Annotated in this window: 7 protein-coding genes; 3 read left to right on the top strand and 4 right to left on the bottom strand. The window is 65.9% G+C overall.

The features are described from left to right. Positions 1-9 precede the first annotated feature (9 nt). The 3 genes from JDV75_RS02125 to pgi form a co-directional block, all read right to left on the bottom strand. Positions 10-2979: a restriction endonuclease gene (locus JDV75_RS02125; protein WP_198737590.1), complete on the bottom strand. Its 2970-nt coding sequence runs from the start codon at positions 2977-2979 to the stop codon at positions 10-12. Between the two features lie 12 nt (positions 2980-2991). Continuing rightward, entirely contained in the window at positions 2992-4830 is a 1839-nt protein-coding gene (locus JDV75_RS02120; RefSeq protein WP_198737589.1) for a DNA methyltransferase, read from the bottom strand. Positions 4831-5093: 263 nt separating this feature from the next. Next, positions 5094-6734 carry a glucose-6-phosphate isomerase gene (gene pgi / locus JDV75_RS02115; protein WP_198737588.1) on the bottom strand — a complete coding sequence of 547 codons (1641 nt, stop codon included), beginning with the start codon at positions 6732-6734 and terminating at the stop codon, positions 5094-5096. Between the two features lie 273 nt (positions 6735-7007). On the opposite strand from pgi, the gene JDV75_RS02110 reads away from it, so the two are divergent. Continuing rightward, positions 7008-8489: an NAD-dependent succinate-semialdehyde dehydrogenase gene (locus tag JDV75_RS02110; RefSeq protein WP_198737587.1), complete on the top strand. Its 1482-nt coding sequence runs from the start codon at positions 7008-7010 to the stop codon at positions 8487-8489. A 205-nt stretch (positions 8490-8694) separates the two neighbouring features. Further along, positions 8695-8967 carry a hypothetical protein gene (locus JDV75_RS02105; RefSeq protein WP_198737586.1) on the top strand — a complete coding sequence of 91 codons (273 nt, stop codon included), beginning with the start codon at positions 8695-8697 and terminating at the stop codon, positions 8965-8967. Between the two features lie 22 nt (positions 8968-8989). Here JDV75_RS02105 and JDV75_RS02100 read toward each other — a convergent pair whose 3' ends face one another. Beyond that, the gene (locus JDV75_RS02100) at positions 8990-9289 is read right to left on the bottom strand and encodes a chorismate mutase (RefSeq protein WP_198737585.1); all 300 of its coding nucleotides are present in this window, start codon (positions 9287-9289) and stop codon (positions 8990-8992) included. Positions 9290-9425: 136 nt separating this feature from the next. Here JDV75_RS02100 and JDV75_RS02095 point away from each other — a divergent pair, with 136 nt between their 5' ends. Then, complete coding sequence (locus tag JDV75_RS02095) at positions 9426-11945, top strand: UvrD-helicase domain-containing protein (RefSeq protein ID WP_198737584.1); 2520 nt, start codon at positions 9426-9428, stop codon at positions 11943-11945. The last annotated feature ends 56 nt before the right edge of the window (positions 11946-12001 follow it).

The following is a 12001-nucleotide window of genomic DNA, read 5'->3' as shown; positions in this document are numbered from 1 at the left end:
GAGGCAGAGTCACAGGATCCATTCGCCCGGTATTCCGACCTCGTAGTTCACGCCGATCGCCGCGAAGTGTTTTCGGGCCGCGTCGATCTTCGCGTTCTTCGAGGGATCTCGCCGGGTCGGATCGGATGTGCGTCCGGTGTCGAGGACCGTGCAGATACGTTCACCGCCGCCCCCGACCTTGAGGAATGCCCAGCCGGGGCTGTACGGGCCGACCGGAGTATCGATCCGGAACCTGTCGGGCAGCTTCATGAACAGCCTGACGTCCCCACGGTTGTCGAGCAGCTCAGCGAGCTGCCGTTCCGCGTCCGAGTCGCAGACGACGATGTCGAAGTCCGTTTTTCCGGTGTTCTTCACCCGGTAGAGGCGGTCGATGAAGCGGTCCTTCTCCGCCTCCGCGATGGCGTCCGCCCGGAGATCACCCAGTTCATAGACGGAGCCCGCGGTCTTCTCGTACCGGACACCGGCAACCAGGGCCGACGGGAGGTGCGTGTCGATCGCGTCTCTGACCATCCCGGTGAACCCGTTCGGATTCGCGGCGAGATCGGCCAGCCTGCCGGACCCGATCAGAATGTCGATGATGGTCTGCCGGGTCAGACAGGTGGTCTCCTGAAGCTGGCCGGCGATGTCGGGCAACGGGTGATTCTGGGAAGTTGCACTCGTCCGCGTCGCGCGACCGGTGGCTTTCGCACCTCCACGGGTGATCGCGATATCCGAGCGGGTGACGCGGACCCGGACCGGGGTGATCGGGGGCGCGTTCCTGATCGTGGCGATGGTGTCGTTGATCAACTGCCCACGGTCGAGACTCACCCGATGGGTGGTGCGGGCCGTGATGGTCCCCCAGAATCTCTCGAACTCGCCGGTGGAGTAGAGCTGTCTGTTGAGCCTGCGGCTGGTCCGGTCCCTCCGTGGCCGGGTGATGCCGTTGACGCAGGTGGTGATCCGGTCGATGATCTCGGTCTCGATCCGTGTGTAGGGATCGGGTAATCGCAGAGTGAAACCGGGTTCATCGGGACGGAAAGACGGCTCTACCCCGCCCCTGTCGTCGATGAAGCCGGCCTGCCGCAGGTGCCCGTGGATCTCCTTCGACCGCGCGAAACCGAGTCGGTGCACCCCGGTGCCGTCACTGACGGCGATGCGGGCGAACTCGCCTTCGCGGACCTGCCCGACGGAGACGTTCCCGCGGGTGTACTCGGCCTGCAGTCCCGCGGCGAACTCCCGGTACGACTCGTTGGCGATGACCGTCAACTGCGCCAGGCTCCGGTCGGTTTGCCGTTCACCGGTCTGGTTCACGGGTAGCCGGAGCCCACGGCCGATGGTCTGGCGGCGTTCGGTCTCTCCGCCCATCTCGCGGAGGGTGCAGATCTGGAAGACGTTGGGGTTGTCCCAGCCCTCACGTAGTGCCGAGTGGGAGAAGATGAACTGGACCGGCTCATCCGTGGAGAGCAACCGGGACCTGTCCCTCATGATGAGGTCGTAGGCGTCATCGTCTTTTCTGGTCGTTCCCGAGGAATCGACGAAGGTGACGGTCTTCGTCGTGCCCGTGCCTTTCTGCATCTGCGCGAAGTATCCGGCTCTCAGGTCTCGCGCCGGACCCGGCACGGCGGTCGCCCAGTCCGGATTGCCCTCACGCTCCTCATCGAGGATCCGGTCGAACCACTTCGCGAATTCGCCGTCGGCGTCGAGGTTGTCGCTGCCCGATCCGAGGTAGTCGGCGACCCTGTCGACGAAGAAGAGCGACAGCACCTTGATTCCCTCCGGGTTCACCCGGGAGGCCTTGCGCAGGTGTTCGCGGATGGTCTCGCGGATCATCTCCCGGTGGATGTCTCCTGACTCCCCGCCGATCGACCCACCGACGATGAGCTTTTCCGGGTGGTTCGTGAGTGTCACGTATTCCGGCGCGAGGCTGATCTCGTCGATGCACCAGTTTCCCGCGTAAGCCGGGTTCCTTGTGAGGCCCTCGAGGTCCACGCCCGGTTTGACCCATCTCCGGGACCGCTTCAGTGCTCCGTCCCTGCCCACTGCGATCAGTTCCAGCCGGGCCTGGAAACTCGGCTTGTTTCTGACCCGGAGCAGCCTGATGTACGGAGTCGTGTCCTCGCCCTCCCGGACGGTCTCGGCGACCACGATCTGTTTGACCAGGCCGAGCCGGTGGGCGTCGACCGGGTCGAGTCGGTACACGGTGTTGCGGGTGGTGCGGTGGGTGGCCGAATAGCGCAGCGTGCACAGCGGGTCGAGTTCCCCGACCGCCGACCGTGACAGCAGGGACTCCATGTTCTGTGGTTCGTCCATGATGACGATCGGCCGAACGGCCTCGAGGAACTCGATCGGTTCCAGACCGTTGAGTCGGTCGTGTCGCTGGTGGATGATCCGGTTGTTCCTGTCTCCGCGCAGCGAGGCGATGGTCATCACCATGATCTGCACGCCCGTGGAGGTGGCGAATGAACGCACCTCCTCCGGCTGCTTCCCCGAGTAGACGAACGAATCGAAGGGCTGATCCGGGTAGAGGGTGCGGAAGTGCTCCCGCATCAGATCGATGGAGGTGCGCACCCCCTCCCGGATGGCCACGGACGGTACCAGAATGATGAACTTACGGAAGGCGTAGCGCCTGGCCAGCTCGAGTATGGTGCGCAGGTAGACGTAGGTCTTGCCCGTGCCGGTCTCCATCTCGACGTCGAACTGCAGTCCGTCGATCAGCGAATCGGTGATCTCCAGTCCGCCCCGGTCCTGGACCCTCCGCAGATTCTCCAGGATCGTGTCCCGGTCCAGGAGCAGATTGTTGCCCACGGCGCCGATCTCGTCCACCAGGTCGAGGTCGCCTGCCGACCGCGTGCCCGGATTCCCGGGGGCCGGGGAATCGTGCCCGAGACGGTACCCGGTGCGCCCGGCGCCGGCATCCGCGGGCTGCCCCAGGAACAGATCGGCGACGGAGTCGATCGCCTCGAGCTGATGGGCCTGGCTGTCATCGAACACGAATTTCACCGCGGTGCTCCTCTACGCGATCGACAGGGCGATGCCCCGGGTCCTGCACAGCTGCATGAGGTTCGCCTTCAGCTCATCGTCGCCGCGGAAGGTTTGCTCCAGGATGATAAGCCGTGCCCGTGTGGCGTCCACCAGTCCGCGGAGCTGCCCGAACGTGGGGGAATGCTCCCGATCGAAGTAGCCGACCACCCGCCCGTGATCCACACTGAACACCTCGAGACCACAGACGGTGGTGGTGGCGTAGGTTTCGGTCAGGGATCCGCCGAGCTTCAGGAGAGTCTCGGTGAACAGTTCCTCCGGCGACGCGTCACCCCGTACCGGGTCCCGTGTCGATTCGAGCAGATCGACGAGTTCCTCCGCAGAGGCGTCCGCCCGCGCACCCCAGCCGGCGAAGTTCGTGTCCGTCAGTGTGTATGCCCGGAATCCTGTGTCGAGCTGCCCGTCCCGGTGGCTCCGGTGGATCTCCCCGGATGCGATCCGGTCGCCTGCACGGCGGATGCGTTCGCGGGAGATGTCGGCGATGGTCCGGAAACCGGCGGCGTGCGCGGCGGAATCCCCACGGGTCGGTTCCGGAAGCTGGACCGAGATGCACCGGCGTCGTCCCCCGTCCCCCGCATTCAGTTCGAGCACGGCGTGCGCCGTCGTTCCCGACCCGGCGAAGAAATCGAGCACCGTGCCGTCGGCGGGTACGGCCGCGGACACCAGGAGCTTCAGCAGTTCCGTGGGCTTCGGATAGGAGAAGTACCCGTCCATGCCGAGTTCGGCGAGATCATTCTTCCCACGTTCGGACAGGGCCTTGATGATGGAGTACATCTTCGACTTCGCCTGGTCCACGGGCTCGTACCGTACGACGATGTGATTCCCCGTCTTCTCGTCGACCTCGAGTTCGAGGGCACCTGACGCGATCTCGGCGTCGATCTCGCTCTTCTTGGCCGGGCCCTTCAGCTCCTCGATCTCCTCGTAGAAACACCGCCGTTCGGTACCTTTCCCGTACTTTCCGAAGACCTTCCGGATCACGTCGTCATTGCGCAGATGGGCGACCCCGTCCCGGTGGACGATCCTGCCCTGGATGACCTTCTCCCGTACGAGTGGTGGGGCGTGTGTGATGGAACGGGCGTACACGTGGATGAGATCGTGTCCCTTGACGACGTACTTCGCCTGTCCGCCGCCCTTCGCCCGCTGATGGACCAGCGAGGTGATGAAGTTCTGCTCGCCGAATATCTCGTCGCAGAGATCCCGGAGTTTCGCCTGCTCGTTGTCGTCTATGGAGACCATGAAGATCCCGTCATCTGCCAGGAGATTCCGTGCCAGTTTGAGGCGTGGATACATCATGTTCAGCCAGTTGGAGTGGTAGCGTCCGGCGGTCTCGGGGTTGGAGGAGAGTGGCCCGCTACCGTCGGATTGTCCGGTCCAGTCCAGGTAGGCCCCCACACCGTCGCGGAAGTCATCCCGGTAGACGAAGTCGTTGCCGGTGTTGTACGGGGGATCGATGTAGATCATCGCGATCCTGCCGTGGTAGTGCCGCTGCAGCACCTTCAGGACCTCGAGGTTGTCGCCCTCGATGAAGACGTTCCGGGTGTTCTCCCAGTCCCTGGAGTTCACCCGGTCGGGCCGGAGCGTCGCGGTCGTCGGCATCTGCGCCACACGTTGTGCGTCGCGTTTGCCCGGCCAGCTGAGACCGAAGCGTTCGCTTCCCGCGGCCACCGCATCGTCGTCGAGGAGCTCGGCCAGCCTCGCGACGTCGAGCTTTCCGTCGCAGACTATCTCGGGGGCCAGATCGGCGAGTTGCCGGGCGAGTTCGGTGCGGAAGTCGGGACTGGTGTGGGGGACGCTGACGTGTTCGTCGCTCACGGTGTTACCTTCCATCGGTCGGCAGGCGTGGGCCGAGGATGCGCTGATCTGCACATCCTCTCGACTATACCGACGGCCCGGACCGCCGTCCCGGTCCAAAGGCGCCCGCCGGTGAGCGCCGATCCCGATTTCGCGGGACCCGATCCGTCGTCTTTCAACCTGCGGATGGAAAACGGGGCAGAACAAAACGAACGCCGTCCCGGCCCACTGACTGATGCGGGGACGGGAACGGCGTTCGGTTGACGGCCGGTGAGGTGTGGAAGCTACTTCCTGGACCGGTACCAGTTGATCAGGGAGTCGGTGGAGGAGTCACCGGATTCAGGCTTCTCGGCACCGGTGACGGCCGGGAGCAGGTCACCGGCCTGCTTCTTTCCGAGCTCGACGCCCCACTGATCGAAGCTGTTGATGTCCCAGATCACGCCCTGGGTGAAGGTGATGTGTTCGTAGAGGGCGATGAGGGAGCCGAGGATGTAGGGGGTCAGCTCCTCGGCGAGGATCGTGGTGGAGGGGCGGTTTCCGGGCATCACCTTGTGGGTGACGAGGTGCTCCGGCACACCCTCGTCGGCGATCTCGTTCTTGTTCTTGCCGAAGGCCAGGACCTTGCTCTGGGCGAAGAAGTTGCTCATCAGCAGGTCGTGCATACTGCCGGTGCCGTCGGCGGTGGGCAGGTCCTGCTTCGGACGGGCGAAGCCGATGAAGTCGGCCGGGACCATGCGGGTGCCCTGGTGCATCAGCTGGTAGAAGGCGTGCTGACCGTTGGTGCCGGGTTCACCCCAGTAGATCTCGCCGGTCGCGCAGTTCACCGCGGCGCCGTCGATGCGCACGGACTTGCCGTTGGACTCCATCGTCAGCTGCTGGAGGTATGCCGGGAACCGCGACATGTCCTCCGAATAGGGGAGCACCGCGTGGGTGCCGGCACGGTGAAAATCGCCGTACCAGATACCGAACAGGCCCATGAGCGCGGGGATGTTCTCGCGGATGGGGGCGGTGCGGAAGTGGACGTCCATGTCGTGGAAGCCCTCGAGGAAGCGCATGAAGTCCTGCGGCCCGATGACCGCCATAAGGGACAGTCCGATGGCGGAATCGACCGAGTACCGGCCGCCGACCCAGTCCCAGAAGCCGAACATGTTGTTCGTGTCGATACCGAATTCGGCGACCTTCTCCGCGTTGGTGGACACCGCGACGAAGTGCTTGGCCACGGCGGACTCGTCACCGTCGAATGCCTCGAGCAGCCAGCGTTTCGCGGCGTGGGCGTTCGCCAGCGTCTCCTGGGTGGTGAACGTCTTCGACGCGACGATGAACAGGGTCGAGCCCGGATCGAGGCCGTCGAGGGCGGCGATCATGTCCGCCGGATCGACATTGGACACGAACTTCGCGTCGATTCCGGCGGTGGCGTAGGAGCGCAGCGCCTTCACCGCCATCGCGGGGCCCAGATCGGAGCCGCCGATACCGATGTTGACCACGGTCTTGATGGTGTGACCGGTGTGGCCGAGCCACTCACCCGAACGCAGCGCGTGGCAGAAGTCCCGCATCCGGCCGAGTACCTCGTGGACGTCCGCGGCGACGTCCTGGCCGTCGACGGTGAGCTCTTCCTCCACGGGCATACGCAGTGCGGTGTGGAGGACAGCACGGTCCTCGGTGATGTTGATGTGCTCACCGGTGAACATCGCCTCGGTGCGCCCCTTCAGGTCGGCGGCCTCGGCGAGGTCCACCAGGAGGTCGACGGTCTCGTCGGAGACGAGGTTCTTCGACAGATCGACCCGTAGTCCGGCCGCATCGATCGTGTACCTGTCCGCCCGGTCGGGGGATTCACTGAACAGGCTCCGGAGGTTGGTGCCGGCGAAGTGCCGGTAGTGCTCGGCGAGGGCCTTCCACTGCGGGGTGGTGGTGATGTCGTTGGGCATGGACGTCTCCTTTATAGGGATGTCGGTCGCCGGGCCGGGCGCAGGGAGGATTACCAGTCGGGATGACGGGGTGCCGCACTGCGCCGGTCCCGGTGTCGTCGTTTACATCCCCACGTTAGTCGTTCTCGCGCCCGTGGGCCGAGCCTGAGAACCGGCCGGTTGTCCCGCGCGGGGACGCCCCGAGGCATGTGGGGGTGCCGGGAAGCAGAGGTGCGTACCCCGATTCGGTTAACGGGGATCGCACGCCGACGGGAAAGCGGGCATAGTGGGGGCATGACTGACTCCGCGATCAACTTGACCACACTCATCGGGGATGCCCCGAAGAAACTGTTCATCGGCGGGAAATTCGTCGATGCCTCGGACGGCGGAACCTTCGACGTCACCAATCCCTCCGACGGTTCCGTCCTCGCAACCGTGGCGTCCGCGACGGGCGACGATGCCCGCCGGGCACTGGACACGGCAGTCGCGGCTCAGGAGGCCTGGGCCGCGACTCCCGCGCGTGAACGTTCCGAGATCCTCTACCGGGCGAACCGGCTCGTGCTGGACCACACCGAGGAACTCGCCCACCTCCAGTCCGCCGAGCTCGGACGTGCCCTGCCCGATTCGCGGGGTGAGGTCGCGTACGGTGCCGAGTTCTTCCGTTGGTTCGCCGAGGAAGCGGTGAGGATCACCGGGGACTACCGGCACAGCCCGTCCGGTAACGCCCGGCTGGTGGTCACCCGGCAGCCCGTGGGGCCGAGCCTCGCGGTCACCCCGTGGAACTTTCCCCTCGCGATGGGCACCCGGAAGCTCGGACCGGCCCTCGCCGCGGGCTGCACGATGATCATCAAGCCCGCCTCCAAGACACCGCTCACGATGCTCTACCTGGCGAAGCTGCTGTCCGAGGCAGGTGTTCCGGAAGGCGTCGTCTCTGTGTTGCCCACCGCGAAGGCGTCGAACGTCTCGTCGCTGCTGGAGGACCCGCGCCTGCGCAAGCTCACGTTCACCGGGTCCACGGAGGTCGGACAGATGCTGGCGGCGAAGGCCGCGGAGAACACCGTGCGTGTCTCGCTGGAGCTCGGCGGAAACGCCCCGTACGTGGTGTTCGATGACGCCGATTTGGATTCGGCCGTCGACGCCGTGGCCACCGCGAAGATGCGTGGTGCGGGACAGGTGTGCATCGCCGCGAACCGGTTCCTCGTCCACTCGTCCATCAAGGACGAGTTCGTGGCCGGTGTCGTCGAGAGGATGCGCCGGTTCACCGTCGGACGGGGAACCGATCCCGACACCACCGTCGGCCCGCTGTCCGGTGATGATCAGCTCGAGACCGTCCGGAAACTCGTCGACGACGCGAAGGAGAAGGGCGCGAAGGTTCTTCTCGGTGGCGACACCTCCGAGCTTCCCGACGTCCCCGAAGGCGGAAGCTACTACCCGCCGACCGTGCTCACCGACGCCCCGGAGGACGCCGAGATCCGGTCAGCGGAGATATTCGGTCCGGTCGTATCGGTCACCACGTTCGACACCGACGAGGAGGCGATCCGCATGGCGAACGACACCCCCTTCGGTCTGGCCGCCTACGTGTTCTCCGAGAACCTCACCCGGGCACTGGACGCCGCGGAGAAGATCCAGGCCGGAATGGTCGCCGTCAACAAGGGGGCACTGTCCGATCCGGCCGCGCCGTTCGGTGGCGTCAAGCAGTCCGGTCTGGGGCGTGAGGGCGGACTTGAGGGGATCGACGAGTTCCTGGAGACGAAGCTGATCTCGTTGCCGAGCTGATCATCGACCGGGCACGGGAGGGATTCACCGCATTCCGGACGCGGTGAATCCCTCCCGTCGTTGCTTCTCCGGGCGTTGTCGGGGCCGTGCGCGTGGGGTGGCACTCGGGTGGACCGATCCGGTCACGCCCGGGGTGAACCGTGGACGTGGCGTCCGGCCTACTGACCTCATTGACACCGGACACCCGGGGCGCGAGAGTGGAGACATGAGCGACGGACACGGAAACCACATCGAGATCGACACGCAGCTCCTGGCTGAACTCCGGGAATGCGCGCGACGGCACGATGCCGAGACGGACGCGTTGATCGAGCACGTCCTCCGCGAGTACGTGCGCCTCGAACGGATCGCGGAGCTCCGTTTCCGTTCGGGTGACGGGGACCGGGACTTCACGTCATGGCGCGAGCAACTCGATTTCCTGCACCGGCGCGCCCGTGGGATCGGCGACGATGACCCGTCGGTGAGCTCCGGCCGGGGGTGATCCCCGGGGAGGCGGCACCGGATCAGCCGAGCTTGCCGCGTCCCATCCGGAGCAGGATCCCGGCCAGTGCCGGCCCCTCCTCGCCGATCTCGTCGCGGAACTGGTTGATGATCGCCACCTCCCGGCCGTGGACCAGGCGGGTCCCCCCCGAACCCATCCGGGTCTTGCCGATCGCCCGGGAAATCTCCCGTCGACGTTTCACCGCGGCGATGATCTCGCGGTCGAGCCTGTCGATCTCCTGCCGGTACAGCTGGATCTCGGCGTCGGACAACGGGTCATCTGTCCCGGAGGGGCTGCGGATCTCGAAGCGTTCGGCGTTCATGCACCGTATTCTGCCACGCCCACGGCGGAACGGGCCCGGGTGGTGGCGGGCAGGGGAGCATGGCCCACCGTCTGCGGGCGGGCGTCCCGGAGGGGGAACCGGGACCGTCTGATGGGAACTGTAAGTTGGAGGAACTATGAGCACCTTGTCCGATGGAACCCAGCCTTCATCCCCGTTCCGCTCCGGCGGCGGGGACGCGACACCGCCCCGTGGAGGGGCTGAGCACCGGGACATTCCCGGTGCCGGGCACAGTGCCGCCGATGCCTTCGGCTCCCCGACGGATCTCGTCGAGGGGCTCAACGATCAGCAGCGGGCCGCGGTGGAACACACCGGCGGCCCGCTGCTGATCGTCGCGGGCGCCGGATCCGGCAAGACCGCGGTGCTGACCAGGCGCATCGCCTATCTGCTCGCGCACCGGGGCATGCATCCGGGGCAGATCCTCGCCATCACCTTCACCAACAAGGCCGCCACCGAGATGCGGGAACGCGTCCGTGGCCTGGTGGGGCCGCAGGCTGAGCGCATGTGGGTGTCCACCTTCCACTCCACCTGCGTCCGTATCCTCCGCCAACAGGCGAGCCTCGTGGACGGCCTGAACACGAACTTCAGCATCTACGACTCGGACGATTCCCGCAGGTTGCTCGGGATGATCGCGAAGGAGCGGGGACTCGACGCCAAGAAGTTCACCCCGCGGGCTCTGGCGAACGCCATCTCGAACCTGAAGAACGAACTCGTCGACCCGGCGGACGCCGCGGCACAGGCGTCCCGCTCCGCGGACAGGTTCGCGATGACCGTCGCGGAGGTCTACGCCGAGTACCAGACGCGGCTGCGGCGCTCCAACGCGGTCGATTTCGACGACCTCATCGGCGAGGTGGTCGGGCTCCTCGCCTCCCATCCGGATGTCGCCGAACACTACCGGCGCCGGTTCCGTCACGTGCTCATCGACGAGTACCAGGACACCAACCACGCCCAGTACCGGCTGGTCGCCGAACTTGTCGGACCGCCGCAACCGGAGAGTCCCCACGCAGTGCCGCCAAGTGAGTTGTGCGTGGTCGGTGACGCGGACCAGTCAATCTACGCCTTCCGCGGGGCGACGATCCGGAACATCGAGGAATTCGAGCGGGATTACCCGGAGGCGCGGACCATTCTCCTCGAGCAGAACTACCGTTCCACGCAGACGATCCTCTCGGCGGCCAACGCGGTCATCGCCCGGAACGAGGGCAGGCGGGAGAAGAAGCTGTGGACCGCCCTCGGTGAAGGCGAATCGATAGTCGGCTACGTGGCCGACAATGAGCACGACGAGGCCCGCTTCATCGCCGCGGAGATCGATTCCCTGGCGGACAGGGGCATGCGGTACTCCGACATCGCGGTGATGTACCGGACGAACAACGCCTCCCGCGCACTGGAGGAGGTGTTCATCCGCTCCGGCGTGCCCTACCGCGTCGTGGGCGGCACCCGGTTCTACGAACGTCGGGAGATCCGGGACATCATCGCCTATCTCAAGGTGCTGGACAATCCCGATGACACCGTGAGCCTCCGCAGGATCATCAACACCCCACGGCGCGGAATAGGCGACCGGGCGCAGGCGTTCGTCGCGCTGCACGCGGACACCAACCGCATCAGTTTCCACCGTGCGCTGCTCGATGCCGCGGCCGGTGAGGTCGACATGCTCGGTGCCCGGGGACGCAACGCGATCGCCGGGTTCGTGAACCTGCTCACCGAGCTCCGTGAGGTGGGTGCGAACACGGTGAATGAGGAGACCCGGATGCCGGATCTCGGGGAGCTCATCACCGAGGTCTGCACGCGTACCGGTTACCTCGCGGAGCTGGAGAAATCGAACGACCCGCAGGACGCGACCCGGCTGGACAACCTCAAGGAGCTCACCGCCGTCGCGCGGGAGTTCTCGAGCGACGCCGCGATGCGGATCGCCTACGAGGAGATGGACGGCGGGACCTACGAGCCGGAGCCGGGAGAACCGGAGCCCGGTAGCCTGCAGGCCTTCCTCGAACGTGTCTCCCTCGTGGCGGACGCCGATCAGATTCCCGATGATGATCAGGGGGTCGTCACCCTGATGACGCTCCACACCGCGAAGGGGCTCGAGTTCCCGGTCGTATTCGTCACCGGTTGGGAGGACGGCCAGTTTCCGCATCTGCGGTCACTCGGTGATCCGGGGGAACTGGCGGAGGAGCGTCGTCTGGCCTATGTCGGCATCACCCGTGCCCGCAGGCATCTCTATCTGACCAGGGCTGTGCTGCGCAGTTCCTGGGGAAACCCCATGACGAATCCCCCGTCGCGGTTCCTGGCGGAGATCCCGGCTGAGCTGATCGACTGGCGCCGCGAGGAACCCGAGGGGACCGGGAGCGGTTCCTGGGGTGGGGGAGTCGGGAATCGCGGGACCTACCGCGGTCGCTACGGCGCGACATCCGGAGGATCGACAGGTGGGACGGGCGGGGCCTCCCGGCGTCCGCGGTTGAGCGGTTCCGGGCGCCCGGCGCTCAAGCTCGCGGTGGGGGACAGGGTCAACCACGACAAATACGGCCTCGGGACCGTGCAGGAGGTGGCTCCGGTGGGGGCGTACGATTCCGCCACCATCGATTTCGGGTCCTCCGGTACGGTCCGACTCATGCTCATGGCGGGGCTCCCGATGGAGAAGCTCTAGGGTTCATGACGATCGCCTGTCGGCAACTGACGGATCGCCCGTTCCCGGGAGCATCT

This window comes from Corynebacterium meridianum (assembly GCF_016342265.1).
GTDB classification, from domain to species: Bacteria; Actinomycetota; Actinomycetes; order Mycobacteriales; family Mycobacteriaceae; genus Corynebacterium; species Corynebacterium meridianum.
Note: the sequence above shows the minus strand (reverse complement) of the source record. Positions and strands in the feature narration are given on the sequence as shown.

Coding starts and splice junctions, on each gene's coding strand:
- JDV75_RS02100 (WP_198737585.1), bottom strand. CDS start 9,289: ATGAACGCCGAACGCTTCGAGATCCGCAGCCCCTCCGGGACAGATGAC.
- pgi (WP_198737588.1), bottom strand. CDS start 6,734: ATGCCCAACGACATCACCACCACCCCGCAGTGGAAGGCCCTCGCCGAG.
- JDV75_RS02110 (WP_198737587.1), top strand. CDS start 7,008: ATGACTGACTCCGCGATCAACTTGACCACACTCATCGGGGATGCCCCG.
- JDV75_RS02095 (WP_198737584.1), top strand. CDS start 9,426: ATGAGCACCTTGTCCGATGGAACCCAGCCTTCATCCCCGTTCCGCTCC.
- JDV75_RS02105 (WP_198737586.1), top strand. CDS start 8,695: ATGAGCGACGGACACGGAAACCACATCGAGATCGACACGCAGCTCCTG.